The 26,121-nt window shown below is 45.8% G+C and carries 22 protein-coding genes; 11 read left to right on the top strand and 11 right to left on the bottom strand.

The genetic code is table 11. The annotated features are described in order from the left end of the window. Positions 1 to 118: 118 nt before the first annotated feature. The 3 genes from QQL60_RS11665 to dnaA all read right to left on the bottom strand — a co-directional run bounded on the left by QQL60_RS11665 (position 119) and on the right by dnaA (position 3,863). Positions 119 to 1,279 (bottom strand): hypothetical protein, encoded by a 1,161-nt coding sequence (locus QQL60_RS11665; protein ID WP_284723397.1) that lies wholly within the window; start codon positions 1,277 to 1,279, stop codon positions 119 to 121. 97 nt (positions 1,280 to 1,376) lie between these two features. Further along, positions 1,377 to 2,480, bottom strand: coding sequence for a DNA polymerase III subunit beta (gene dnaN, locus QQL60_RS11660; protein WP_273181006.1), 1,104 nt, complete (start codon positions 2,478 to 2,480; stop codon positions 1,377 to 1,379). A 15-nt stretch (positions 2,481 to 2,495) separates the two neighbouring features. Continuing rightward, the gene (gene dnaA, locus QQL60_RS11655; RefSeq protein ID WP_007144027.1) at positions 2,496 to 3,863 is read right to left on the bottom strand and encodes a chromosomal replication initiator protein DnaA; all 1,368 of its coding nucleotides are present in this window, start codon (positions 3,861 to 3,863) and stop codon (positions 2,496 to 2,498) included. A 299-nt stretch (positions 3,864 to 4,162) separates the two neighbouring features. Between dnaA and rpmH the strand changes: the two genes are divergently transcribed. From rpmH to mnmE, 5 genes are read left to right on the top strand one after another with little or no spacing between them, the layout of a single operon-like run. After that, positions 4,163 to 4,297 (top strand): 50S ribosomal protein L34, encoded by a 135-nt coding sequence (rpmH, locus tag QQL60_RS11650; RefSeq protein ID WP_040576298.1) that lies wholly within the window; start codon positions 4,163 to 4,165, stop codon positions 4,295 to 4,297. Between the two features lie 32 nt (positions 4,298 to 4,329). Continuing rightward, positions 4,330 to 4,683, top strand: a complete 354-nt coding sequence (gene rnpA, locus QQL60_RS11645; RefSeq protein ID WP_237701183.1) for a ribonuclease P protein component — start codon at positions 4,330 to 4,332, stop codon at positions 4,681 to 4,683. Beyond that, on the top strand, positions 4,626 to 4,904 hold the full coding sequence (gene yidD, locus QQL60_RS11640) for a membrane protein insertion efficiency factor YidD (RefSeq protein ID WP_379007012.1): 279 nt from the start codon (positions 4,626 to 4,628) through the stop codon (positions 4,902 to 4,904). Before rnpA ends, yidD begins: the two co-directional genes overlap by 58 nt. Beyond that, a complete protein-coding gene (gene yidC, locus QQL60_RS11635; protein WP_284723396.1) occupies positions 4,897 to 6,543 on the top strand; it encodes a membrane protein insertase YidC in 1,647 nt (548 codons plus the stop codon). The genes yidD and yidC overlap by 8 nt, the downstream gene beginning before the upstream one ends. A gap of 9 nt (positions 6,544 to 6,552) precedes the next feature. Then, a complete protein-coding gene (mnmE, locus tag QQL60_RS11630) occupies positions 6,553 to 7,896 on the top strand; it encodes a tRNA uridine-5-carboxymethylaminomethyl(34) synthesis GTPase MnmE (protein WP_284723395.1) in 1,344 nt (447 codons plus the stop codon). 27 nt (positions 7,897 to 7,923) lie between these two features. Here the strand turns inward: mnmE and QQL60_RS11625 are convergent, their stop codons facing one another. Together QQL60_RS11625 and QQL60_RS11620 are read right to left on the bottom strand one after the other, a co-directional pair. Continuing rightward, positions 7,924 to 8,997 carry an ATP-binding protein gene (locus QQL60_RS11625; RefSeq protein ID WP_284723394.1) on the bottom strand — a complete coding sequence of 358 codons (1,074 nt, stop codon included), beginning with the start codon at positions 8,995 to 8,997 and terminating at the stop codon, positions 7,924 to 7,926. Beyond that, positions 8,994 to 9,767, bottom strand: a complete 774-nt coding sequence (locus tag QQL60_RS11620; protein WP_284723393.1) for a response regulator — start codon at positions 9,765 to 9,767, stop codon at positions 8,994 to 8,996. Before QQL60_RS11620 ends, QQL60_RS11625 begins: the two co-directional genes overlap by 4 nt. Before the next feature lie 117 nt (positions 9,768 to 9,884). On the opposite strand from QQL60_RS11620, the gene QQL60_RS11615 reads away from it, so the two are divergent. Together QQL60_RS11615 and QQL60_RS11610 are read left to right on the top strand one after the other, a co-directional pair. Next, positions 9,885 to 11,027, top strand: a complete 1,143-nt coding sequence (locus tag QQL60_RS11615) for an efflux RND transporter periplasmic adaptor subunit (protein ID WP_284723392.1) — start codon at positions 9,885 to 9,887, stop codon at positions 11,025 to 11,027. Positions 11,028 to 11,043: 16 nt separating this feature from the next. Then, entirely contained in the window at positions 11,044 to 14,163 is a 3,120-nt protein-coding gene (locus QQL60_RS11610) for a multidrug efflux RND transporter permease subunit (RefSeq protein WP_284723391.1), read from the top strand. A 27-nt stretch (positions 14,164 to 14,190) separates the two neighbouring features. Here the strand turns inward: QQL60_RS11610 and QQL60_RS11605 are convergent, their stop codons facing one another. Continuing rightward, positions 14,191 to 15,093: a LysR family transcriptional regulator gene (locus QQL60_RS11605; RefSeq protein ID WP_284723390.1), complete on the bottom strand. Its 903-nt coding sequence runs from the start codon at positions 15,091 to 15,093 to the stop codon at positions 14,191 to 14,193. 98 nt (positions 15,094 to 15,191) lie between these two features. On the opposite strand from QQL60_RS11605, the gene QQL60_RS11600 reads away from it, so the two are divergent. The 4 genes from QQL60_RS11600 to gloA all read left to right on the top strand — a co-directional run bounded on the left by QQL60_RS11600 (position 15,192) and on the right by gloA (position 19,468). Next, a complete protein-coding gene (locus QQL60_RS11600) occupies positions 15,192 to 15,986 on the top strand; it encodes an SDR family NAD(P)-dependent oxidoreductase (protein WP_284723389.1) in 795 nt (264 codons plus the stop codon). A 14-nt stretch (positions 15,987 to 16,000) separates the two neighbouring features. After that, entirely contained in the window at positions 16,001 to 17,428 is a 1,428-nt protein-coding gene (locus tag QQL60_RS11595) for a DHA2 family efflux MFS transporter permease subunit (protein ID WP_284723388.1), read from the top strand. 104 nt (positions 17,429 to 17,532) lie between these two features. Then, on the top strand, positions 17,533 to 18,858 hold the full coding sequence (locus QQL60_RS11590; protein ID WP_284723387.1) for an alanine/glycine:cation symporter family protein: 1,326 nt from the start codon (positions 17,533 to 17,535) through the stop codon (positions 18,856 to 18,858). 55 nt (positions 18,859 to 18,913) lie between these two features. Further along, entirely contained in the window at positions 18,914 to 19,468 is a 555-nt protein-coding gene (gene gloA, locus QQL60_RS11585; protein WP_007144014.1) for a lactoylglutathione lyase, read from the top strand. Positions 19,469 to 19,522: 54 nt separating this feature from the next. On the opposite strand, the gene QQL60_RS15290 is transcribed toward gloA, so the two are convergent. The 5 genes from QQL60_RS15290 to QQL60_RS11560 form a co-directional block, all read right to left on the bottom strand. Then, positions 19,523 to 19,636, bottom strand: coding sequence for a PLDc N-terminal domain-containing protein (locus tag QQL60_RS15290; RefSeq protein WP_284723495.1), 114 nt, complete (start codon positions 19,634 to 19,636; stop codon positions 19,523 to 19,525). Between the two features lie 130 nt (positions 19,637 to 19,766). Further along, positions 19,767 to 21,188, bottom strand: a complete 1,422-nt coding sequence (locus QQL60_RS11575; protein ID WP_284723386.1) for an efflux transporter outer membrane subunit — start codon at positions 21,186 to 21,188, stop codon at positions 19,767 to 19,769. Between the two features lie 2 nt (positions 21,189 to 21,190). Next, a complete protein-coding gene (locus tag QQL60_RS11570; protein WP_007144011.1) occupies positions 21,191 to 24,325 on the bottom strand; it encodes an efflux RND transporter permease subunit in 3,135 nt (1,044 codons plus the stop codon). 2 nt (positions 24,326 to 24,327) lie between these two features. Continuing rightward, the gene (locus tag QQL60_RS11565) at positions 24,328 to 25,482 is read right to left on the bottom strand and encodes an efflux RND transporter periplasmic adaptor subunit (protein ID WP_284723385.1); all 1,155 of its coding nucleotides are present in this window, start codon (positions 25,480 to 25,482) and stop codon (positions 24,328 to 24,330) included. Between the two features lie 11 nt (positions 25,483 to 25,493). Next, the gene (locus QQL60_RS11560) at positions 25,494 to 26,090 is read right to left on the bottom strand and encodes a TetR/AcrR family transcriptional regulator (protein WP_284451534.1); all 597 of its coding nucleotides are present in this window, start codon (positions 26,088 to 26,090) and stop codon (positions 25,494 to 25,496) included. Positions 26,091 to 26,121 lie beyond the last annotated feature (31 nt).

Genomic DNA, 26,121 nt, shown 5'->3' with positions numbered 1-26,121 from the left:
TGTCCTTATTAGCCTTATAAATACCAACTAGTCCTGACTAAGCTTATCGTAATCAAACGCATAATAAATAGGGTTTTGGCTTCTATATGAACGGTTCTTATCTACGCCTTGTTATTTATCAGAATTGAGCAATTTTCAGATGCTCAAGAATATCCATGACTTCATCACGGGCATCTGGGTCCTTAACAGGATAACTGGCGTTAATGGTCAGCTGTTGTTTATTCTTCATATAAGCGGTTGCTTTAATCTGATGAAGATTATCTTTCTCGCTTTCTGACAGATAAATTTTTACATCGAGACTACCTGCCTCAATATGTTTCTGAGTTTCATGTGCTTTATCAAACTCAGCACGGCTCAGCAGCGATGGCTCTTTATTGAAACCGATGTAATGCAGCCCATAGTTATTTTCATAGCTGAATAGATAGGCAGCATTTTGCTGTGGGACATTCAGGTTTTGCAGTTTGAAATCAGTGAAACGAGTTTTGACCTTTACCGAAGGGATTTCATAGTCATCCGGAAAGATGCCGGTATAAGGGTCTTGCCAGAAACTATCCTTATTATCACTGGGCTGAAGCATATCGACGCTGGCATTCTCCCAGCTTGAGATATTGAGTTGCAGCTTTTTATTAATGTCTTTTAATTTTCCAAGACACATGGCTTTCTCTTCTATTTTGCAGGGAAATGCCACCTCAAATACCAGGTTCTGATTCTGATAAAACCCCATCAGATACGTTTGCATATTACTGTTTACCCAGTGGATAGCGGCTTTACTATCACCCTTACGGTCTATGACCTGCGTAGCAGTCAGATTGCCTGAATAACTTAACTTGATGTCCTGGCTACCTGAAAATGCCGGATTTCCCATTTCGGAGTAAGAAGGAGATAAAAACAGCTCTTCTGGGTCGTAAGCCAGTTGTGCGTAGGTGACAACTTCACCCCATTTGGGATCTTTGAATACCTGCCAGGCATCTTCGTGGATATCACCATCTTGCCCGGTAAAGTTTTTATTATCATCCGAGGCATTTTTTAATTTGCCAATAAAAGGAAATACTTGATGCACATTGGTGATGACAATGGTCTCTGCTTTTTTGTCTTCGCCGGGATCCCATAAGCCTTCAAAAGGCGTTTTTTTTAGCCACGCGTCGAGATCGCCATTGGTTATTTGTTTGATGTCTTCAGGCAGTTCAACATCACGTGATTGACCACAACTTGCTAAAGCAATAAAAAATAAACTCAGTAGACCGACTAAAGTCCTTTTGTAAAAGGGCGTTAGTTTCATACTGTTACTCTCTCCAAGTCCTTCATACTGAATACAAATAAACTTGTATTGTTAATGTGGTGCTGATGTGAGTTTAAGGATGTTTCTCTAAAACATATCAGAGACGCATTGGCATAACGACGTATTGGCGTTCGAATTTTTCATCAGCCGGGGTCACAAGTGCGCTACTGGTTTCATCAGTGAAAAGCAGTTTCACTTTGTTATCCGGAATGGCATTCAGTAAGTCCAGCAGATAGGCATTATTAAAGGCAATTTCTAATGGCGCGCCTTTGTAGTCCACGCTGATTTCTTCTTCAGCGGATTCTTGTTCCTGGTTAGTAACCGTAGCTTTTAATTGATCGGTATCTAAGTTGATACGTACGCTACGGTGTTTATCATTCGACAAGATAGCCGCTCGTGATAAAGCTTGTTTTAATTCATCACGATCCGCCAGAACTTCCTTATCACCCCCGAGTGGCAAAACGCGTTCATAGTTAGGGAACTGGCCATCAATCAGCTTGGAGGTGAAGTGAATATCAGGTAATTCAACTTTGATTTGTTGATTACTGAAGGCCATTTTAACGATGTCATCACTGTCATTGAGCAGGCGACCGAGTTCAATAATCGCTTTACGCGGCACGATAACACTGTTTTTTTCGCTGACAGGGGTGGCTGTGGTCAGGCTGCCCAATGCGAGACGATGTCCATCGGTAGCAACAGCTCGTAAGGTTGTATCGTCACGTTCGAGCAATAAACCATTCAGGTAATAACGCACGTCCTGGCTTGCCATGGCAAAACTGGTTTCGTCGAGTAAAGATTTCAGTGCCGATTGTGGCAATGAAATTTCATCAATGTAATTAGCACCTTCGCTGTCCGGGAAGTCATCACTGGACAATGTCGCCAATGAAAAGCGACTTTTACCGGCTTTGACTACCGCTTTACCATCTGCCGCATTCACGCTGATGGTCGCATTACCTGGCAGCGCTCTGACGATATCCAGCAACTTACGTGCTGAAACGGTGGTTTTACCTTCTTCTTCAACGGCTACGGGTAAGGTAGCGATCATTTCCAGTTCCATATCGGTACTGGTCATAGATAGTTGGTCACCTTGAACACGTAATAAAACGTTAGACAGGATCGGTAGCGTAGCGCGGCGTTCAACAATACTGCACACCAGTTGCAGCGGTCGCACTAAAGTATCTTGGCTGACAGTAAATTGCATGATGATTCTCTCGGGTTAACTCGACAGTGTTCGTAAAAGGTTACGGTAGTCTTCAGCCACGCGGGGATCCGACTCTTTTAATTCAGCAACTTTCCGGCACGCATGCAGGACAGTTGTATGGTCACGGCCACCAAAAGATTCACCAATCTCTGGCAGGCTGTGACTGGTTAGCTCTTTGGCAAGCGCCATGGCGATTTGCCGTGGTCGCGCGATGGAGCGTGTACGTTTTTTCGCCAGTAATTCAGACACACGCACTTTGAAATATTCAGCCACTGTTTTCTGGATGCTTTCCAGTGTCACTAGCTTTTGGTGAAGTGCCAGCAGATCTTTCAATGCTTCCTGTGCCATATCAATTGACATGGGCTGATTGGTAAAGCGAGAAAAAGCCAGAACGCGCTGCAATGCGCCTTCCAGATCACGTACATTCGATTTTATACGCTTGGCGATAAAAAAAGCCACGTCTTCCGGTAGTGTAATCAGGTTTTGTTGCGCTTTTTTGATCAGAATCGCCACACGTGTTTCAAGCTCTGGTGGTTCGATAGCCACGGTTAAGCCCCAACCCAGGCGTGATTGCAAACGCTCATCCAAGTTGTCGACTTCTTTGGGGAAACGGTCACAGGTCAGAATGATTTGGCGCTGACCCTCCAACAAACTATTAAAGGTATAGAAAAACTCTTCTTGCGAGCGCTCTTTTTTGGCAAAGAACTGAATATCATCAATCAATAATGCGTCTGCACTACGATAGTGAGTTTTAAATTGATCAATAGCGTTGTTGCGTAATGCGGTAATCATGTCCTGAACAAAACGTTCAGATGACAAGTAAATCACACGAGCCTTAGGATTGTTTTGCTTGATTTTATTACCCACGGCCAACATCAAATGGGTTTTGCCGAGTCCGGTACCGCCATATAAAAAGAGTGGGTTATAACCGCTTGTTCCCGGTGCTTCCGCTACATGCAGCGATGCCGCTCGTGCAATCTGGTTAGATTTACCTTCGACATAACTATCAAAGGTGAAGAGTGGATTGATAGGACTACCAAGTGCGGGTTCTGACTTTATCGTTTCTGACTTTTCTTCTTTATTGGTTTTGGCTGGCGCGGAAGTGGTTGCCACACGTTTTGGCCGTTGAGGCACATGATCAATGGTACCTACTTCAATCGAAACATATTCGATAAGGCCTTGAGTTAATTGATGAACCAGCTGATTTATCTGTGCTTCTAGCTGCTCCTGAACCCATGCTTTTACATAAGGATTGGGCGCTAGTAAGCGTAAGCTCTCTTCGGTTTCGATCGCTTGCAGCGGCCTAAGCCAAGTATTCAGCTGCTGTGCCGACAAATCACCTTCGAGATGGGACAGACATTTTTCCCAAAGGGGTGATGACACATTAACTCCTTGATTTATACCGGTTTAAACAAAAATGAGGTGCGTTGGATAGCTAAGCTTTTTGATAGTATAGCTGGTAACGCAGGAGGTCTAAAGTTATCCTTAAGCCAGCTTTTTGGCAAGTATTATCCTTAAGCCAGCTTTTTGGCAAGTAAAATAACCACAGAAAAAATGAAAGTCACTCTGGTTTGACTTGTTATGCCTTAAAACTTTATAATCCCGTGTCTTTTGCCTCGGCGGTTTTTGCTGCTGTTAGCACCGCAGGCAGCAAAACAATCAATATTTCTGGAGTTGGTGAAATGAAAAGAACTTTTCAGCCTAGCAATCTGAAGCGCAAACGCACACACGGTTTCCGCGCACGTATGAAAACAGTTGGTGGTCGTCGCGTTATTAACGCACGTCGTGCAAAAGGTCGCGCAAGACTGTCAGTATAATCTTCTCTGACATCCTTCAGGGAGGGCATGACTTGGCAACATTCGGCCGAGCCATGAAAATGAATCGCCCGGGAGACTTTTCTCGGGTGTTCCGTCAAGGAAAACGCACTGGTGGTGGGGGCCTGACGGTTTTAACGGTTGAGAACTCAGTGGGACATCCCCGACTGGGACTAGCGATAGCTAAAAAACACGTGAAATTAGCCAATCAACGCAACCGCTTAAAGCGGATTATTCGCGAATCATTTCGACAGAATCAATCCGCCTTATCAAACATCGATATTGTTGTATTGTCACGCCCCGGTGTGACAGAACGAGATAGCACTCAAATATGGGCAGCATTGGAGCGACATTGGTTAACAGTGGTGGCGCAATGGCAAAAATCCTAATCAGCCTCGTCCGAGGTTATAGACTTTTACTGAGCCCTTTCATCGGCATGCATTGTCGTTTTCAGCCAACCTGCTCACAATACATGATAGAAGCAATCGAACGTCATGGTTCTGTAAAAGGAACTTGGCTTGGTTTGCGTCGAATATCCCGCTGTCACCCTTGGCATGAGGGTGGACTTGATCCTGTACCTGAACTAAAAACAAAGAATCGTAATGGATAATCTCAGAACCCTATTTATTTTTGGTCTGCTCATCGTGTCATTATTGTTATGGCAGGCATGGCAAAAAGATTACGTACATCCTCAACAAACCGAACAAAATACGACCTCGACCCAGATCGATGATGGCTCGTTGGCCGCAAACGATGCAGCGTTGCCAGATATGCCTTCGGTTTCTGCTGAAGCCTTACCTGATGTGCCTGAATCGGCGCAATCGTCTGCAGCGACGAAACAAAAAATCCATGTAACAACGGATGTGATGGATATTGAAATCAGCACACAAGGTGGTGATATTCAAAATCTGGCCTTATTGAAATATGCCGTTAGCTCTGAAGAACCCAATACACCGGTGCAGTTTTTGAGTGATAAAAGTGATGCTTATTTCGTTTCACAATCTGGCTTGCGTTCGAATATGGATGTGCCAACACACTACGCTATCTATAAAGCTGATCAGCAAAACTATCAATTAAGAGATGGCCAGGACGAAATTAAAGTGCCGCTCTACTGGCAAGCTGATAACGGCCTGACAGTAGTGAAAACCTATACATTCAAACGTGATAGCTATGTGGTGAATGTTGACTACAAGATTATCAATAATACCGCTGATGCATTTTCTGCTTACCCGTATGCACAATTCAATCGTCAAAAACAATCCAGTGGTTCACGCTTCATTTATACCTATAGCGGACCTGTATTCTCAAACACAGGTAATGAATATGAAAAAGTGAAGTTTGATGATTTGGATGAAAAACCATTCGATCAGAAAGCGAAGGATGGCTGGGCAGCGATGATTGAGCATTATTTTGTAGCGGCGATAGTGCCTGAACAAAATGATGAAGAAAAAGGTTACTACGCACGCTCTCTTAATGGCACTAATTACACTGCCGGTGTCAGAATGCCAGCTATTTCTGTTGCGGCTGGAAGTGAAGGTCATGCGGATTATGAAATGTATCTGGGGCCGAAAAAAGCCGAACGTCTGGAAAAAGTAGCTAAGAACTTACAACTGACGGTTGATTACGGCATCTTTACTATTATTTCTGAACCCTTATTTTGGGTGATGGAATGGTTACACAAAATGACCGGCAACTGGGGTTGGTCTATTGTGCTACTGACGGTATTGATCAAGTTAGTTTTCTTCAAACTATCTGCCGCGAGCTACCGCTCAATGGCGGCTATGCGTAAGTTAACGCCAAAGCTGGCGAGTCTGAAAGAACGTTATGGCGATGACAAGCAGAAGTTCAATCAGGCGATGATGGATCTTTATCGCACTGAGAAAATTAACCCATTAGGCGGTTGTTTACCTATTCTGGTGCAAATGCCAGTATTCCTGTCTTTCTACTGGGTTCTGGTAGAAAGTATTGAACTGCGTCAGGCTGATTTTATTCTTTGGATTAATGACTTAACAGCCATGGACCCCTACTTCATCTTGCCTGTGTTGTTTGGTATTTCAATGTGGTTCCAACAAACATTGAACCCTGCACCACAAGATCCTGCACAAGCAATGATGATGAAGTTCTTCCCGCTGGTGTTTACCGTCTTCTTCGCCTTCTTCCCATCGGGTCTGGTGTTGTACTGGGTGGTGAATAACGTGTTGTCGATTGCGCAGCAGTGGTATATCACTCGTAAGATGGATGCACTCTAAGCTGCGCTGATGGATACGATCGTTGCAGTAGCCACCGCGCCCGGACGCGGTGGTGTGGGTGTCGTCAGAATTTCTGGTAAAAAAAGCGCTGAGATCGTGACATCGATTTGCGGAAAGTTACCGACACCGCGTTACGCCAAATTTACTCACTTTCGTGATGCCGATAATGGCGTTATAGATGAAGGCATTGCCCTTTACTTTCCTGGTCCGGCTTCATTTACTGGCGAGGATGTTGTTGAACTTCAGGGACATGGCAGCCCGCTTGTTATGGACAGACTTTGTCAGCGTGCTGTTGAGTTGGGTGCCAGAATGGCTCGGCCTGGTGAGTTCTCTGAGCGTGCCTTCCTCAATAATAAAATGGACTTAGCCCAGGCTGAGGCTGTTGCCGATTTAATTGAAAGCTCAACAGAGCAGGCGGCAAGAAGTGCGATGCGATCACTGCAAGGCGATTTTTCCAATCGCATTAATGATTTTCTGCAAGAACTGACGCATCTGAGAATGTATGTCGAAGCCTCTATTGATTTCAGCGATGAAGAAATTGATTTTCTCGCTGAAGCGCAAGTGGATGTGCAATTACAGGATTTATTAAAAACTCTTGATGGTATTACCGGTTCTGCCAAACAAGGCCGCTTATTACGCGAAGGTATTAGCGTGGTGTTGGCCGGACAGCCCAATGCAGGTAAATCAAGTTTACACAATCAGCTAGCGGGTCATGATGCAGCGATAGTGACTGATGTGGCAGGCACGACACGCGATGTATTGCGTGAACAAATTCACCTCGGTGGTCTACCTTTACGTATTTCTGATACCGCCGGTTTGCATGATGCCACAGACGATATCGTTGAGCTGGAAGGCATTCGCCGTACCCAAAATGAACTCGCTCAGGCGGATCATATTTTATTGTTGATTGATGATAGTAAAGGGCTTACCGAGCAGGATAAAAAGATTCTGGCAGAGCTACCAGCGAATAAACCACTGACTATTATCCGTAATAAGATTGATAAAAGTGGTCATCAGACAGGCTTGACGGAAGAAAATGGCTATCCCACTTTGTATCTATCGGCGAAGTCTGGTGATGGGCTTGAGTTACTCCAACAACATCTTTATCAGGCGGTAGGGTTTCATCCGGAAGAAGAGGGCGTGTTTATTGCCCGCCGTCGACATCTGGATGCTTTAGCACGTGCCAGACAGTCTATCGTCAATGGTTATGACTGTCTCTCAGGCATGGGGGCTGGTGAGTTGTTAGCTGAAGAGCTGCGTCTTGCACAGCAGGTCCTAGGTGAAATTACCGGCACATTTACTACTGAAGACTTATTGGATCATATCTTCTCCAGTTTTTGTATTGGTAAGTAAATAGAAAAAATCTTTAATCAGTACTTTTCATTTTGTCTCTAGCTGAATGGGCCATGACAGAATGAAAATCGTGCCTCCAGCGCTAGTGGATTGGCAAATTGCATGCCCTCGATGTGCCTCAACTATCGCTTTAACAACGGCAAGACCAAGTCCACTACCGCCACTTTTTCGTGAGCGAGAAGGTTCAACACGGTGAAATGCCTCGAACACATCAGTTGCGGCCTCTGCAGGAATACCTGGGCCTTCATCTTCCACGCTCAAATAACAGCTGTCCTCTGAACTGTTAAGGCGGACTGTCAGCGCACCAGGATCGGCATGTTGACAGGCATTATCCAGCAGCGCCATCAAAGCCTGCCGTATTCGTATAACATCACAGCGAACTTTTAGTGTGGGATCAAGTCGCTGCTTTAGCGTAAATCCTCTTGCGTTCAGTGTTGAAGTAAAACTCTCTATTACTACGCTGAGTTCTTCGGCCAGCATCACCTCGTCCAGCTGTAACTCTAAGTGACCACTGTCATTGAGACTTAATACTCGTAAATCTTCTATCAGACGGTTGAGTCCTTCGACCTGTCGAAGTAATCCTTCGAAAATATCGTTATTAGGTGTGAAGACACCTTCGGCCAAACCCTGTAAACGACCGCGAAGAATGGTAACCGGTGTACGAAGTTCATGAGCAATGGCAGCATTCCAGAATTCTCGTTCCCGGGTCATATACTGTAAGCGTTCAGCCATAGCATTGAAGTCTTGCACCAGTTGTGCCGTCTCTCCCATCGCATGTTGGTCGGTTTTGGCACGGGCGTTAAGTTTACCCTGGGCGACTTCACGTAAGCTGAATGCCACAGAGTTAAGTGGTGTGAGAATACGCCGTGACAAACGAATGGCGACGAACAGAGCGATCCCCAGCGCAGTGATGATTGTACAAACGATCCAGATCATCTCCACCTGGGAGGGCATCCAGGTTTCGGATATGCTGCCAGGCATATAGGCCGTGGCAACACCATAAAACACATAGGAGCCAAACACTGACAGAAAAATGATGCCCATTGTCATTACGGCCAGCGACTTGATGATTTGCCGACGTAACCCCGATGCTGATTTCATGTTTCACCACCAAAGCGATAACCTACTCCCCAGACACTGGCAGGCACACCGTGAATATCAAGCGCCTCCAGTTTTTTACGTAATTTGCTGATATGACTATCTACGGTACGTTCCTGAGAATCACCCTCAGGAAGACAGTTGACCAACAGTTCTTCACGGCTGAAAGCCCGTTTTGGTGAACGCATCAGACAGGCGAGAAGCTTGAATTCGGTCAGGGTGAGATCCAATGTCAATTGTTGCTCGTTACAGTAGATGCTGGCCTCGTGGTTATCTAAGTCGATTTGGAACTTGCCAACACGCAGCATCTTAGTCGTGGTCGGGGTACTGCTTTGTACGCGTCGCAATACTGCCTGTACACGAGCGACTACTTCAGCTGGATTGAATGGTTTCACCACATAGTCATCTGCACCCAGGCGTAAGCCCATTAACTTATCGATATCCTGATCAAGTGCTGTGAGCATGATGACCGGTGTATCACTATGAGAGCGAATTTCATTTAGTACATTCCAACCGTCCATATGTGGCATCTGTACGTCGAGTAGCAATAGATCAGGCTTGTGAGTTTGATGCATGGCCAATGCTTGTTGACCATCAGCGGCATGTTGAGTACGTAGACCACTGCGCTGTAGATAAGCAATAAGAATATCAGCAATCTCTGTTTCATCCTCTGCAATCAATACGAGTGCCGAATTTGTTGGGCTTACAGGGGAATTAAGACTGGACACGGATTGCTCCAACACTAAATTGTTGAACTGTATCACTCCCTCCATACTTTCTCCATAAAGCCTCGAATAATTCGCAATAGCAGCTCGTCATAATTCAGCCTTGTTTATCTAGCGTTTAATAGAGCGGCGTTATCAAAAGATACGTTTAGCAAGGAGTCGTTTATGTTCATCAAACCGTGGCACCTAAGCATTGTTTTAGTAGGGCTTGCCGTGTTGGTATTGTCAGGTTGTGATTCAACACAGCAGCTTGCAGAAACGCCCAATTCGGTAAAGGTATCAGTGTTGACGCCACAAGCCAGAACGTTATTAGTTACTGAAGACTTGCCAGGCCGAGTCACTGCTATTCGTAGTGCTGAGATCCGCGCTCAAGTTGGTGGTATCTTGCAACACCGTCTGTTTGAAGAGGGGGCTGAAATTAAAGCCGGCTCAGTGCTGTTTCAAATTAATCCAGCGCCATTTAAAGTCGATGTCGATATTGCAGTGGCAGCTTTGCAGCATGCTGAAGCCGTGTTGGAACGAGCACGTTTGGAGGTAGACCGTCTCGTCTCTCTGACGGAGGCTGGCGGGGTCAGTCGTCAAGTTTATGATGATGCTGTTTCATTGCGAAATCAGGCTAGAGCGAATGTAGCTCAAGCTAAAGCTACCCTGGCTCGACGTAAACTGGATTTGCAATTCGCCAGTGTTGAGGCTCCTATTGATGGCTGTATTGACCAAGCACTGGTTAGTGAGGGGGCATTAGTTTCGCCAACAGATGCCACGCCTTTGGCCAGAATCCAACAAATCAATCAAGTATATGTAGACATCCGTCTACCAGCATCAGAGTTGGAAACGATGCGTCAACTGGCTGGCACGGCAGGGTCTAACTTGGCGGCCGAGATTTTGAGTAGTGATGGTAAACCTCTCGGTATACAAGGGCACATTTTGTTTTCTGGCACAGAGGTAAATGTTGGTACCGGCGATGTCTTGTTACGTGTGTTGGTGGATAACCCTGACTATCATCTGTTGCCCGGCCTTTACGTACAAGCACGTATCGCCAAAGCTTACTATGCGGATGCTCTGAGTGTCCCCCAGCAGGCAGTGACACGTACGGCGGGTCAAGCCAGTGTGTGGATAGTCGATGCAAATGATAAGGCAGAGCTGGTCGCCGTTGAGCTTGGTGAGCTGGTGGGACGCGATTATCGTGTCATCTCCGGCCTAAGCGCTGGTCAGTCGGTAGTCATTGAGGGCATTGAGCGCCTGAGTCCGGCTATACAGGTTGTCACACACCCTTGGCAATCTGCTGCTGAGAGTCATCAGCTACACTGAGCCAGGAGAAGTCAACATGCCCCAGTTTTTCATAAACCGCCCAGTATTTGCATGGGTGATCGCCTTGTTTATTGTATTGATCGGCGTTATTGCCATCCCGCAATTGCCTATCTCTCGCTATCCTTCTGTAGCGCCGGTCTCGGTCAGCATTTATGCGACTTATCCAGGCGCGACACTTCAGACACTTAATGATTCGGTAGTGAGCTTGATCGAGCGCGAATTGTCAGGAGTGAAAAATTTGCTGTACTTCGAGTCATCGGTAGATACCTCTGGTACTGCACAGATAACCGCTACATTTAAACCCGGTACTAATGCGGAGTTGGCCCAGGTCGATGTGCAAAACCGTATTAAAGCTGTGGAACCGCGACTGCCCCAAACTGTAAGACAGAGCGGCCTGCAGGTTGAATCGGCCTCCTCCAGTTTTTTGATGATGGTCGGTATGACCTCACCCGACGGTCAGTTCGATGAAGTCGCATTGAACGACTATCTGGCGCGGAATATTGTCGAGGAATTACGTCGAATTGCAGGGGTGGGGCGTGTGCAGTTATTTGGTGCCGAGCAGGCGATGCGCGTTTGGGTCGATCCGAATAAACTTAACGCTTATGGTCTGACAATGAATGAACTGGCTCAGACCATTGAGCAGCAGAATGTACAGATTGCGCCAGGACGAATTGGTGATGAGCCAGCACTGCCGGGACAACGCCTGACCGTGCCACTGACTGTACAGGGACAACTGACGACCCCCAAGGAGTTTGCTGCTATTGTTCTGCGTGCCAGTGCTGATGGGGCGAAGCTGGTACTGTGTGACGTGGCGCGAGTTGAGCTAGGCGCGCAGTCGTACGGTTTCTCTAATCGTGAGAATGGTGTGGCGGCAACCAGCGCGGCTATCCAATTATCACCCGGCGCAAACGCTGTGCAGACGGCTTCTGCGATACGCGAGCGTCTGGCCGAACTTGCACCGAGTCTGCCTGTTGGCATGGCCTACTCAGTGCCGTTCGATACGGCGCCTTTCGTCAAAGTTTCTATTGAGAAGGTGATCTACACCTTGTTTGAAGCTATGGCACTGGTGTTCCTGGTGATGCTCTTATTCCTGCAAAACCTGCGTTACACATTGATTCCTGCCATTGTCGCGCCTATCGCGTTACTTGGCACCTTCGCAGTGATGCTGCTTGCCGGATTTTCGATCAATTCACTCACTATGTTCGGCATGGTGCTGGCCATTGGTATTATCGTTGATGACGCCATCGTGGTGGTTGAAAATGTCGAGCGATTGATGGCGACCAAAGGGCTGTCGCCAAGGGAAGCAACCTCAAGAGCGATGAAAGAGATCACTGGTGCAGTGATTGGTATCACTCTGGTGTTAACCGCTGTGTTTATCCCTATGGCTTTTGGCAGCGGTTCAGTGGGGATTATCTACCAGCAATTCACTCTGTCGATGGCCGTGTCTATTTTGTTCTCAGCGTTTCTTGCTCTGACTCTGACGCCTGCTCTTTGCGCTACTTTATTACTCCCGGTCAGTGTTGAGCACCATCACAAGCCTGGTTTTTTTGGCGCTTTCAACCGAAGCTTTGAGCGTCTGACAGCAGGCTATGGTGCACGGGTGGCGAGCATGATTGGCCATACTGGCCGGATGATGGCGTTATTTGCTGTGCTTTGTGTCGTGCTTATCGTCGCTGCCAAGCAGTTACCCTCATCTTTCCTGCCTGAGGAAGATCAGGGGTATTTCATGACCTCTATCCAGTTACCCACAGGTGCCACCAGTGAACGCACTCTGGAAGTGGTCAAGGCTTATGAGGCACACGTTGCTTCACGTCCAGCTCTGGATGCCAATCTGGTGGTATTGGGCTTTAGTTTTGCCGGTTCAGGTCCAAACGCAGCTATGGCCTTCACTATGCTTAAAGACTGGGACCAGCGTAATGGTGCTACCGCAGCTGAGGAAGCGGATCTGGCACAGCAGGCCATGGCTGATAATATCGAGGGAACGGTAATGAGTCTGATGCCTCCGGCCATCGACGAGTTGGGTACTTCCTCTGGTTTCAGCCTGTTTTTACAGGATCGGGCACATCAAGGTGAAGCGGCCTTGTTGGAGGCACAGGCACAACTTCTGGCATTGGCAGCACAGAGCGAAGTGGTCAGCAATGTCTATCCCGATGGCTTGGCACCTGGCGAGAGCATTCGCTTGGATATCAATCGGCAAAAAGCTGAGGCAATGGGGCTGTCCTTCACTGCTGTGAGCAGTACTTTATCGGCAGCGATGGGGTCACTGTATGTGAATGACTTTCCCAATGCGGGACGTATGCAGCAAGTTATCATACAGGCTGACGCCCATGCTCGTATGCAATTGGATGATGTACTCGGCCTGCGAGTGCGTAATGTGAATGGTGGCATGGTACCACTGCGAGAAGTTGTAACGCCTGTATGGGGCGAGTCGCCGCAGCAGATGATTCGTTTTCAGGGCTTTCCTGCTGTACGTATTTCCGGGGAAGCTTCGCCCGGCTTTTCTAGTGGTGCAGCGATGGTGGAGATGGAGCGTTTAGTCGCACAGTTACCCAAAGGTTTTGCGATAGCCTGGTCAGGACTGTCACTGCAGGAACGGCAATCTGCCTCGCAAGCACCGATGCTGATGTTGTTATCAGGCCTGGTTGTATTTCTGGTATTGGCGGCATTGTATGAGAGCTGGTCGATTCCGCTATCGGTGATGCTGGTAGTACCGTTAGGTTTGTTGGGGGCAGTGGCGGCTGTGCTACTGCGTGACATGCCCAATGATGTGTTCTTCAAAGTCGGCATGATAACGATCATAGGTTTGTCAGCAAAGAACGCTATCCTTATTGTAGAGTTTGCTCGTCAGTTACATGCTGAAGGGCGCACATTGATAGATGCCGCTGTGACAGCAGCATGTCTGCGCCTGCGACCCATTCTAATGACTTCGCTGGCCTTCACGCTTGGTGTCGTTCCATTGATGCTTGCCAGTGGCGCCAGTGCTGAAACCCAGCATGCCATTGGCACAGGCGTGTTTGGTGGCATGCTCAGCGGTACGATATTGGCTGTGTTTTTTGTACCGGCCTTCTATGTGTTTGTTATCGGATTACAAGAACGTTTGAGCGCCTGGCGTCGCCGTTCTATGAGCGTAGGATAACCGTTTTGGTGTTGGCAACGAGGGCGGTCAGGTTTTTTCTTTATGCATATGCATTGGTTGCAAACTACTGAGTAAAAAGTCGATAAATAGTCGGATTCTTGCGGGTTGATGCTGATTTTTTAGGGTAATGATATTGATGGGGGCACTGATAACGGCTTGCTCTGGTAAGACCTGAATTAATTTGCCTGCCATCAGGTCTTCTGCCACATCCCAGTATGATTTCAGCACGATACCCATGCCTTGTAATGCCATGACATGTGCAGCCTCACCGTCATTACTACTTATCGCTTGCTGGATATGTAAGGTGTGGCTTGGGAAAGCCCAGTTAATTTCAGTATGACGACTGATAATAATACATTGATGCTGGTGCAGTTCCTCTAAGGCCTTAGGCGTGCCATATCGGGCAAGATAGTCGGGTGAGGCGCATAAGATACGCTCATTATTCAGTAAACGACGGGCAACCAGTCTTGAGTCTGGCAGTTCACCATAACGAATGGCGACATCGATACCTTCTGCAATCATATCTTGAATGCTGTCACTGAGCAGCAGCTGGATGCTAATGTCAGGGTGTCGACGTTTAAACTCGGCAATCAGTTTGACCAAGTGGCGTCGACCAAAACTGTTGGGAGAGGTAATGGTTAAAGAGCCGGAGAGTTGCTCTGACTTTTGCAAGATCGCCTCTTCCGCTTGTGCTAATTCAGCCACAATGCGTTGTGCGTAGTCATAAAGGGTTTGTCCTTCATCACTGACAGATAATCGCCGTGTACTACGATGAATCAGTTGTACATCCAGATACTGCTCCAGCTTAGTCAGTCGTTTACTGGCTGCTGCGAGGGAGATGCCTAATTCTTGGGCGGCGGCTGTCAGGCTACCCAATGTTACAACTCTTTCAAAGACTCTTAAACCCAGCAGATCATCAATACGTTTCATTGTTAACTATTTCGAAATAGTGAATTTACATTCTCTCTATTTAATCAATATTAGTGGTCGCCTACAATATAAACAGATAAATAACTAAGGAGAACACGATGAAGATCGATTTCACCGGAAAAAAAGCATTAGTAACAGCATCAACGGCTGGCATTGGTTTTGCCATTGCGTCAGGTTTAGCTGAGTCGGGAGCCGAGGTGGTGATTAATGGTCGTAGTCAGGAAACCGTTGACAAGGCGATAGCACGCATCAAAACACAACTACCTGAGGCAAAACTCATCGCTGCCGCTGCAGATTTATCCACCGCAGAGGGTTGCCAACAATTAGTCAGTAAAGTGCCTGATGTGGATATTTTAGTAAACAACGCTGGCATCTTTGGCCCAGCCGATTTTTTTGAAACTGACGATCAAACCTGGGATACCTATTGGGCTACCAATGTGATGTCAGGTATGCGTTTGTCTCGTGCCTACCTGCCTGCCATGCAAGCGAAGCAATGGGGACGTGTGGTGTTTATTTCGTCAGAGTCAGGACGTAATATTCCCGACGATATGATTCATTATGGTGTCACCAAAACAGCTCAGTTATCACTTTCACGAGGTTTAGCAAAGCGTGTCGCTGGCAGTGGCGTGACGGTGAATAGTGTTTTGCCTGGGCCAACCCTTTCTGATGGTTTTAAAGCCATGATTGCCGATGAAGTGGAAAAAACAGGCAAGTCTTATGAAGAAGTCGGCAAAAATTTTGTGATGGAGGCCAGACCAAGTTCAATCATACAACGGCCAGCATCAGTGGAAGAAGTCGCCAATATGGTGGTGTATGTCTGTTCTGAGCAAGCATCAGCGACCAGCGGTGCTGCTCTGAGAGTGGATGGTGGCGTAGTAGATGATATTGTTTAACTACCAGGCATAAAATGCATTTAGGACCCATCGAGATAAACAGACGGATTGCGATTGCTTTATTAGTGGCGGCGGCGTTTTTTATGGAAACGCTTGATGCCACGATTATTGCAACGGCTTTGCCTGTTATTGCCAAGGATTTTGATATTGCGGCAGCACATTTGTCGGTCGGGGTCTCAGCTTATCTTGTCGCCTTAACGGTGTTTATGCCATTAAGCGGCTGGGCGGCTGATCGGTTTGGTGCGCGACGGGTCTTTTCGCTGGCGGTACTGATATTTATTATTTCCTCGGTGTTATGTGCTTTGAGTACAGGGCTGATGAGCTTTACAGCTGCCAGAGTCTTACAAGGTTTTGGTGGCGCGATGATGGTGCCTGTTGGCCGCCTAGTGGTATTGCGAGATACACCCAAAAATCAGATTGTGAAAGCGGTGGCTATTCTAACCTGGCCAGCCTTATTCGGACCGGTATTAGGCCCTTTTTTGGGGGGCTGGATCGCAACCCACTGGAGCTGGCATTGGATTTTTCTGATTAATGTACCCATTGGTTTACTGATATTAATCGTTACGCACTGCTTAATTCAGCCTCAGGCACATCGTGTAATGCAACGAGAACCTTTTGATATCCGTGGTTTTTTAATGACCGGAACCGGCTTTGGTATTTTTATGGCCGGTGTGGAATGTTTGAGTGCAGGCAGACTGCAGGTGGCATACAGTCTCAGTTTAATCATGGTTGGTTTAGCTTTGTTGGCGTTATCAATTAAACACTTACTTGGCAGTCAATATCCATTATTTAGTTTGAAGCCTTTAGCGATTAAAACTTTCAGAATTACCGCTGTGGGTGGTTCGTTTTTCCGAATAGCTGTGGCATCTGTGCCTTTCTTATTGCCGTTGATGTTCCAACTCGGGTTCGGCATGTCAGCGGTGGATGCTGGCATTTTATTACTGTGGTTATTTGTTGGTAATTTGTGCATGAAACCTGCCACCACCTGGATTATGAATACCTTTGGTTTCCGCCGGGTGCTGATAGCGAATGGACTGATGGTATCGGCTGGGTTTGTTGCTATGGCCATGTTTACAGTCAATACACCACATTGGTTAATGGTTCTGGTGTTATTTATTAGTGGCATGAATCGCTCCATGCATTTCACTGCACTTAATACTATTGGCTTTGCTGATGTGGGTGAACAGCAAATGCGTGATGCCAGCACACTATTTTCAGTCCTGCAGCAGATGAGTCGGGGTATTGGCATCGCCTTTGCCGCTCTGGTATTGGCTTTTTCCATGTGGTTTTTACATGGAACCACACTAGTGGAAACTCAGACTGAGGACTTCCAGTTAGCCTTTTGGATCATTGCTGTCTTGGCGTTAATTTCAATTGCCGATACATTGAGTTTATCAAGAGATGCGGGTGCTTCTATTCTCAAAGCTAAAACAGTGTCTTGATCTGGTTAATGGTGCTGAAAGCGTGGTTGTTCGTAAAGTTTGACAGCAGCATGTATCTCACTTAACTTCAAATGCATTAATAACTTTTAACAGGTCAGGCATACATGGAATTTCTTTCACACTGGGTGTCGGTTTTATCCGGCTGGGTCTGGGGACCACCAATGCTCATCTTACTGGTCGGTACCGGGCTTTATCTGACCTTGATGTTAAAGGGACTTCAGTTTCGGGCGTTAGGCCATGCACTCAAGTTAGTATTTCATAAAGAAGATAAAGCGGATGGTGATATCAGTCATTTTGCCGCTTTAACCACTGCGCTGGCTGCAACGGTCGGAATTGGCAATATTGTTGGGGTGGCGACCGCGATTTCATTAGGTGGCCCAGGCGCCGTGTTTTGGATGTGGGTGACAGGGCTGGTCGGCATGGCGACCAAATATGCAGAAGCCATGTTGGCGGTGAAATACCGTGAAGAAGGTGAAAACGGTATGCGTGGTGGCCCGATGTATTACATATCAAAAGGTGTTGGTTTACCGTGGCTAGGCAGTTTATTTGCTGTTTTCACGGTCGGTGCTGCGTTTGGTATTGGTAATATGACCCAGGCCAATTCTGCGGCTGCAGCCGTACAGCAGGTATTTGGCATCGAAACCAGTACAACGGGTTTTGTACTGATGGTTTTAACTGGGCTGGTATTAATTGGCGGAATTCGTTCAATCGGACGATTCACTTCGATGTTAGTGCCTTTTATGATTGCGGCCTATTTAGGGGCGGCGCTGATTGTGATTGGTATTAATATTGACGAAGTGCCGGCAGCCTTTCATTTAATTTTCTGGCACGCCTTCAACCCGATTGCGGCGGGTGGTGGCTTTGCTGGTGCCGCAGTGGCGGCGGCGATTCGCTATGGTGTCGCTCGTGGTGTGTTTTCTAATGAATCAGGCTTAGGTTCTGCGCCAATTGCTGCCGCTGCGGCCCGGACCAATGATCCGGTGAAACAAGCACTGGTGTCTATGACTCAGACATTTATTGATACCCTGGTGGTGTGTACAGCAACAGCGTTGGTGATCTTAACGGCCACGGCCTGGCAGGACGGGGTGAAAGCTAATATCTTAACCAGTATCAGTTTTGCCGAAACATTAGGACCAACCGGCACTTATATTGTTGCGATAGCCACAGCTTTATTTGCCTTTTCCACCTTAATAGGTTGGAGCTATTACGGTGAAAAAGCACTGGAATATTTATTGGGTGAGAAAGCCATCATCGTATTTCGTATTGTGTTTGTCGCTGCAGTCATTGTTGGCGCAACCCGCGAGCTGAAATTTGTCTGGGACTTTTCTGATTTGATGAATGGTTTGATGGCCATTCCTAACCTTATTGGTATTTTACTGCTTTCGAAAGTAGTGAAAGAGGAAAGTCAGCGTTATTTTAATACTAAGTGAACCATCATCATAAGAATGGTCATAACACTATCTGTTTTATATAAAGGAGAGAACAATGAGTCGTCATTTTGACAATGCTGAAGGCTTGAGCGAGACGCATGATCCTGCCACCCATGATTTTGTATTTAATCAAACCATGTTCCGGATTAAAGATCCCAAACGAACTCTGGCTTTTTACACTGAAGTGATGGGTATGACTTTAGTTAAACGGTTTGATTTTCCAGAGATGAAGTTCACGCTTTACTTTATGGCCGCTTTATCGCCCGAACAAGTGAAAATGATTTCAACGGATAATGATGAACGTATAAAACAAACGTTTGCTATGCCTGCGATGTTGGAACTGACCCATAACTGGGGTGATGAAGATAATGATGAGGTCAGTTATCACAATGGCAATAGTGATCCTCGTGGCTTTGGTCATATCGGCTTTGCGGTACCGGATATTGATGCGGCATGTGAGCGGTTTGAATCATTTGGCGTGCCGTTTGTGAAGAAACCGAATGATGGCAAAATGAAAGGCATTGCCTTTATTCAGGATCCAGATGGTTACTGGATTGAAATTTTCACGCCTGAACGTCAGCCAGAATTACTAAAAGATCACTTAGGTTAAATGAAAGCATTAAAAAAGGGGCGTTAAGCCCCTTTTTTTGCGTGGCTGGTTAGACTAGCTTTTAGGTCCAAGCAGGAACCAAATCAGCAGACCTAATACAGGAAATAGCAGAAGGATAAGTATCCATAATATCTTAGCGCCACCACCAGCAGGGCTATTGGCAACCATTAATAATGGCCCAGATAACAATGATTAACCAAATCAGACCTAATATGCCGCCCACTTGTAAATCCATTTTTCTCTCCTTAATTTCAACAAATATAAGTCAGCTTAAATTAAGCTGATGACGGATACAAAATTATTTCTGTTGTGGCGAAGGCGATGGTGTTTCTTCATACAGGCCACCACCCAATGCTTTGTATAGCGTTAATTGATTACGAAGTCTGAGCAGTCGGGTATCAATCTGATTTAATTCACTGTTGATAGAACTACGCTGGGCATCCAATACATCCAGGTAACTATCTATACCAGCGTTGAAACGATATTGAGCTAATTCCAGACTGCGTTTGGTGGATGCCGTTAGATCATTCTGTGCTTGCAATTGTGCATCTAAGGTATAACGCGCTTCCATCTCATCACGCACTTCCTTAAATGCTTCCTGAATCACTTGTTGATACTGAGCGATATTAATGTCTTTTTGTAACTCTGCCACATTCAGGTTGGCTTGATTGACACCCCAATCAAGTAATGGCAGGGTAAATTGCGGTGCGATAGACCATTGACGGCTTGATGCCTCCCCTAATTGACCAAAGCTTGTACCGCCAAAACCGAGTGAGGTGGTCAGACTGATACGCGGGAAGAATGCGGCTCTGGCTGCACCAATATCAGCATTGGCAGACTTAATATTGTACTCAGCCTGCATCACATCAGGACGTTTTAACAACACATCAGAAGTCAGATTAGCAGGAATATCACGCAATGTTTTTATTTGATACCAGTCTTTTTTCCATTCATCCTTATCCAAGCTTTGGCCCACTAAGAGCTGTAAGTTGGTGAAGTTCTGATTTGCTTGTTGCTGGTATTGCGCTTCCAGAACACGTGCTTCGTGCAGAGCTGTTTCGGCTTGTCTGACATCCAGTTCAGAAGCTAAGCCACTTTTGAAGCGTTTTTCAATCAGTTGATAACTTTCAGCACGTGCTTCCCGTGTTTCTGATGATAATTGATGTTGTGCATCACTCGCTAACCAACTAAACCAGGCATCAGCTACTTGGGCAATCAGGGTCAGTTGCATGCTGTCGCGTGATGATTTAGAAGCCAGGAACTGTTGTAATGCAGACTCTGACAGGCTATCTATTCGTCCAAAGAAATCGAGTTCCCAAGCAGATACACCTAGCCCAACACTATAAGTATCAGTAATGCCACTTCGGCCTGTACCAGTTAATGACTCTGGGGTGCGTTGACGTGTCACCGAGCCTTCTGCATTAACAGTGGGTAATTTGGCGGCTTTTTGAATACGAAATTGTTCACGTAATTGTTCGACCGTCAGCGATGAAACTCTAAGATCCTGGTTATTGGCTAACGCAATGCTGATCAATTGATCCAATTTCGGATCAAGATAAAAATCTTTCCAGCCGAGTTCAGCCACATCGGTTGAACTCTCGACTGATTGATTAGCAATGGCAATATTCGGCTCAGGTCTTTGATAATCTGGCATCAAAGAACATGCTGATATCGTTAATATCGCCGTTATAGCAACAGATAGTTTAAGAGGTTTTATCATAATCAGGCCTTTTTAACTTCATTATGTGATGATTTTTTAGTCACTTTTTCACGCAAACTAAATACCACAACAAAGAAGACGGGTATAAAGAATATGGCTAATGCGGTAGCAGTGAAAACACCACCAAAAACACCTGTACCAATGGCATTTTGACTGCCAGAGCCAGCCCCCGTAGCTACCATCAGAGGTAATACGCCAAGCATAAAGGCAAGTGATGTCATGATGATAGGGCGAAGACGCATTCTGACCGCTTCCATGGTGGCATCAATTAGCGACATACCATCTTCATAAAGTGATTTAGCAAACTCAACAATTAAGATGGCATTTTTTGATGCCAGACCAATAGTCGTTAATAGGCCTACCTGGAAATACACGTCATTCGATAATCCACGGGCCATGGTAAACAAGACAGCCCCGATAATACCCAAAGGTATAACCATTAAAACGGAGAAAGGCACTGACCAGCTTTCATATAGTGCTGCCAGACACAGGAACACTACCATGATAGAGATAGCATAGAGTAGTGGTGCCTGATCGCCAGACTCACGTTCTTGATAAGATTGACCTGTCCATTCATAAGAAAAACCTGGAGGTAGTTTAGCTACTAACTCTTCCATGGCTTTCATCGCGTCACCAGAACTGACACCAGGCGCACCTTCACCCTGAATGTTCACTGATGAGACACCGTTATAGCGTTCAAGTCGTGGTGAACCATAAATCCAGCGTCCTTCTGACAGAGAACCCAGTGACACCATCTCATTATCATTATTACGGACATACCATTTTGATACATCTTCCGGCATCATACGATATGGCGCATCGCCTTGCACGTAGACTTTCTTGACCCGACCATTATCAATAAAATCATTGACATAGGTGGATGCCCAAGCTGTGTTAAAGGTCTGATTAATTTGGTTTAAGTCCACCCCAAAAGCCGCTGCTTTTGTATGATCCACATCGATTTTAAATTGAGGCGTATCTTCCTGACCATTGGGTCTCACACCCGTTAACCTTGGATCTTGAGCAGCCATACCCAGTAATTGATTTCTAGCATTCATCAATGCAGCATGACCTTGTCCACCCACATCTTTGAGCTGTAAATCAAAGCCGCTGGCATTACCGAGTTCAGTAATGGGAGGAGGGATGATAGGGAATATCATGGCATTCTTGATGGATGAAAAATATTGGAATGCACGTCCGGCAACACCTTGTACGCTTAACTCCTGACCAGGTCTTTCATCCCAAGGTTTCATATCGGTAAAGGCCATACCATTATTTTGACCACGACCAGCAAAGCTGAAGCCGATGATAGAGAAGACTGAGTTGACACTCTCTTTCTCTTGATCAAGATAATAATCTTCTATTTTATTCATCACCTCAGCAGAACGTTGTTTTGAGGCATTGGCAGGCAATGTCATCAAAGTAAACATGGTGCCCTGATCTTCTTCTGGCAAGAAAGAGGTGGGAAGTTTAGTGAATAAAACCGCCAATACGCCCACAATCAATAAATAAATAAGCATATATCTGCCAGTACGGTGAATCATATGGCCGACAGAGCTTTGGTATTTATTCGTTGCTCTGTTGAAATTACGGTTAAACCAGCCGAAGAAGCCTTTTTTATCATTGTGTTCATCATCGCCTGCTCTGAGCAATGTTGCACATAGGGCGGGGGTCAATGTCAGGGCAACCAGAACCGATAAGGCCATAGCAGAGACGATGGCTACCGAGAATTGTCGGTAAATTACGCCCGTTGAGCCACCAAAAAAGGCCATAGGAATAAATACGGCTGAAAGTACCAGAACGATGCCCACGAGCGCACTAGTAATCTGATCCATTGATTTGCGGGTGGCCTCCCTAGGGGAGAGCCCATCTTCATGCATGACCCGCTCCACGTTTTCAACCACCACGATCGCATCATCAACCAGCAAACCTATCGCCAGCACCATGGCAAACATCGTCAGTGTATTGATACTAAAGCCGAAAGCGAACAGCACACCGAACGTCCCTAATAATACAATCGGCACGGCGATGGTTGGAATCAATGTGGCCCGGATATTCTGTAAGAATAAATACATGACCAGGAACACTAAAACGATCGCCTCAATTAAGGTGTGAATAACGTTTTCTATCGAGATTCTGACCGAAGGTGTCGTATCGTATGGATAAACGACTTTCAGGCTTTCTGGAAAATAAGGTGATAACTCGTCGATACGCTCACGAATTTTTTTGGCTGTTTCCAGTGCATTGGCGCCTGAAGCTAAATTAATACCGATACCAGCAGCCGGTTGTCTATTGTATTCCGTTTCAAATTGGTAATTCTCACCACCTAATTCAATACGAGCCACATCAGACAGTTTGATGCGTGAACCATCTTCATTCACACGTAAGATGATTTGGCCGAACTCTTCCGGTGTTTCCAGCTGGGTCTGTACGATAATACTGGCATTAAATTCTTGACCTTTAACAGCGGGTGCTCCTCCGAGTTCACCGGCAGCAATTTGCACGTTCTGTGCACTAATGGCACTGGTTACATCAGCTGTGGTCAATTTGTAATGTGCTAATTTATCTGGATTGAGCCAGATACGCATGGCGTATTGCGAGCCAAATACTTGGATTTGACCTACACCATTTATACGGCTTAAGGGATCTTTGATATTGGCCGAGACATAGTCAGCAATGTCATATTTGTCCAGACTACCATTATCAGAGTAAAAGCCAAGCACCATTAAAAACGCCGCACTGGACTTGGTAACTTCTATGCCCTGATTCTGAACTGCTTGAGGTAGCAAAGGCATGGCAGATTGTAGTTTGTTCTGTACTTGTACCTGGGCAATATCGGCATCAGTACCTGCATTAAAGGTGACCGTTAACGAGCCAGCACCAGAGGAATCACTGGTACCAGACATATAAAGTACATTATCAATCCCCGTTAGGTTTTGTTCGATAACCTGAATAACCGTATCCTCAACCGTTTTTGCAGAAGCGCCAGGATAGGTTGTACTGATTTCTACTGAGGGTGGAGCTACCGTCGGATACTGGGATATCGGTAATTGAAAAATGGAAATTATCCCCGCCAACATGATGATAATGGAGATAACCCAGGCAAAAACAGGGCGATCAATAAAAAATCTAGCCATGGTTACGCTCCACTATCCGCTGTTTGTAATGTATTGTTATCAATCTTAACTGATGCTTCTGGTGCGACTTTTTGCAGACCCTCAACAATGATTTGATCACCAGCATTAAGCCCTGATTTAACAATCCAGTTGTCATTAACAGCCTGATCAAGTTCTAGTTGACGTAACTCCACTTTATTTTCTTTGTTAACAACTAAAGCTGTGGCATTGCCTTCACGATCAAAAGTGATCCCTTTTTGTGGGGCTAAAATGACGTTGTCTAGTTGTCCTTCCTCAATTGTCGCTTTGACGAACATGCCGGGTAACAGCAGATTATCTGGGTTTGGCATAATGGCTCTCAACACCACATCACCCGTTGTTGGATCCACATTAGCCTCAGCGAACTGCAAGGTGCCTGTTTCAGAGTAAGCCGTTCCATCTTCCAGTGTTATAGTGACCTTCGGAGCCTTTTCCTTGTTGATTTGACGGGCAATAATACGTTTACGTAAATCCAGTAGTTGTTTCGATGGTTGTGATACATCAATGTATATAGGGTCAAGTTGATAGATTGTAGTTAGCACCGCTGCTTGCTGGGCTGTCACTAATGCACCTTCTGTGAAGTTTGATTTACCAATTTGCCCAGAAATAGGTGCATAGACATGCGTGTAGTTTAAGTTGGTTTCGGCCGTTTTTAATGTGGCTTCTTGAACTTTGATATCAGCTTCTGTTTGCTGATAAGTTGCTAAGGCATCATCATAATCTTGTTGACTGATGGCATTATCAGCGAGCAGATTTTTATATCTGGCTTCTTTCGATTTAGCTGTCTGGAGAGCCGCTTTGGCACGCATTAATTGTGCTTTGGCATTGGCTACTTCAGCTTCATATAAAGCGGCATCAATTTGATATAATTGTTGGCCTTCTTTCACCTGAGCGCCTTCTTCAAATAGGCGTTTCTCGATAATACCATTCACCTGTGGGCGAACTTCTGCTTGCCTAAAGGCGGTAGTGCGAGCTGGTAATGAACTACGTAATGTGACCTTTTGTGGGGCGAGAGTGACAACATCAACATGACTCTCCTGTTGTTGAGCACCTTGTTGCTGCTCATCCGATTGACATGCGGTTAATATCAATAAAGCCGATAGTGCTATAACACGTGAGATTGAAGGTGAGATTTTCATGAATAACTCCATTATTGAGTCTCAATTGTTGATGTTGATATAGCACTCCATGATGCTTCCAACATAGTATTTAGGTCATCATTTGTAATATCGATAGTACGTCGAAGCTGCTGACCGGCCAGATTTACAATAGGTTCAAAACTAAAAGCGCTTAATACGTCATCAGGTAAGTTCTTTAATACGCCTTGCTGACGTCCTTGTTCATACAATTCTGCAATCGGTTTCAATTGTGACCATGTATCATCATATAAGTGGTGAAGTACATCCATTGGTAAATGATCAAACTGCGGCTTACATAACGTAATAGACTCATTTTCGAGACAGAATTGCCATAAATTCAGACACATTTGTCGATGCTGATCTTTTATTGGTAATGCGCCATTCTTGTTTTTAAATATGGCTTTAGCTACGGCACTAATAATCGTACTGTGTAAATCAGCAATAAGTGCATCTTTATCTTTGAAATAAAGATAGATAGTTCCTGCAGCAACGCCAGCTTCATTTGAAAGTTGTTTAATTGAGAAACCGTGAAAACCTTTCTCAGCTAACAACTTTAAGGTCGCAGATAAGATAGCTTGATGTTTATCCTTGCATGAGGATGCACACATGAAATTCTACCCATAAAATGAATGAACGTTC

Source organism: Methylophaga thalassica, from assembly GCF_030159795.1.
In the GTDB taxonomy this organism is placed as follows: Bacteria; Pseudomonadota; Gammaproteobacteria; order Nitrosococcales; family Methylophagaceae; genus Methylophaga; species Methylophaga thalassica.
The sequence above is the reverse complement of the archived record's forward strand: the minus strand, read 5'-3'. Positions and strand labels throughout refer to the sequence as shown.

Bases quoted from the DNA above. Each gene is read 5' to 3' on its own strand.
- QQL60_RS11570 (WP_007144011.1), bottom strand. From the start codon at position 24,325: ATGGCTAGATTTTTTATTGATCGCCCTGTTTTTGCCTGGGTTATCTCC.
- QQL60_RS11605 (WP_284723390.1), bottom strand. From the start codon at position 15,093: ATGAAACGTATTGATGATCTGCTGGGTTTAAGAGTCTTTGAAAGAGTT.
- QQL60_RS11595 (WP_284723388.1), top strand. From the start codon at position 16,001: ATGCATTTAGGACCCATCGAGATAAACAGACGGATTGCGATTGCTTTA.
- QQL60_RS11665 (WP_284723397.1), bottom strand. From the start codon at position 1,279: ATGAAACTAACGCCCTTTTACAAAAGGACTTTAGTCGGTCTACTGAGT.
- QQL60_RS11565 (WP_284723385.1), bottom strand. From the start codon at position 25,482: ATGAAAATCTCACCTTCAATCTCACGTGTTATAGCACTATCGGCTTTA.
- QQL60_RS11575 (WP_284723386.1), bottom strand. From the start codon at position 21,188: ATGATAAAACCTCTTAAACTATCTGTTGCTATAACGGCGATATTAACG.
- QQL60_RS11590 (WP_284723387.1), top strand. From the start codon at position 17,533: ATGGAATTTCTTTCACACTGGGTGTCGGTTTTATCCGGCTGGGTCTGG.
- QQL60_RS11610 (WP_284723391.1), top strand. From the start codon at position 11,044: ATGCCCCAGTTTTTCATAAACCGCCCAGTATTTGCATGGGTGATCGCC.
- dnaN (WP_273181006.1), bottom strand. From the start codon at position 2,480: ATGCAATTTACTGTCAGCCAAGATACTTTAGTGCGACCGCTGCAACTG.
- rpmH (WP_040576298.1), top strand. From the start codon at position 4,163: ATGAAAAGAACTTTTCAGCCTAGCAATCTGAAGCGCAAACGCACACAC.
- QQL60_RS11620 (WP_284723393.1), bottom strand. From the start codon at position 9,767: ATGGAGGGAGTGATACAGTTCAACAATTTAGTGTTGGAGCAATCCGTG.
- QQL60_RS11560 (WP_284451534.1), bottom strand. From the start codon at position 26,090: ATGTGTGCATCCTCATGCAAGGATAAACATCAAGCTATCTTATCTGCG.
- gloA (WP_007144014.1), top strand. From the start codon at position 18,914: ATGAGTCGTCATTTTGACAATGCTGAAGGCTTGAGCGAGACGCATGAT.
- QQL60_RS15290 (WP_284723495.1), bottom strand. From the start codon at position 19,636: ATGGTTGCCAATAGCCCTGCTGGTGGTGGCGCTAAGATATTATGGATA.
- yidD (WP_379007012.1), top strand. From the start codon at position 4,626: ATGGGCAGCATTGGAGCGACATTGGTTAACAGTGGTGGCGCAATGGCA.
- QQL60_RS11600 (WP_284723389.1), top strand. From the start codon at position 15,192: ATGAAGATCGATTTCACCGGAAAAAAAGCATTAGTAACAGCATCAACG.
- QQL60_RS11615 (WP_284723392.1), top strand. From the start codon at position 9,885: ATGTTCATCAAACCGTGGCACCTAAGCATTGTTTTAGTAGGGCTTGCC.
- yidC (WP_284723396.1), top strand. From the start codon at position 4,897: ATGGATAATCTCAGAACCCTATTTATTTTTGGTCTGCTCATCGTGTCA.
- mnmE (WP_284723395.1), top strand. From the start codon at position 6,553: ATGGATACGATCGTTGCAGTAGCCACCGCGCCCGGACGCGGTGGTGTG.
- QQL60_RS11625 (WP_284723394.1), bottom strand. From the start codon at position 8,997: ATGAAATCAGCATCGGGGTTACGTCGGCAAATCATCAAGTCGCTGGCC.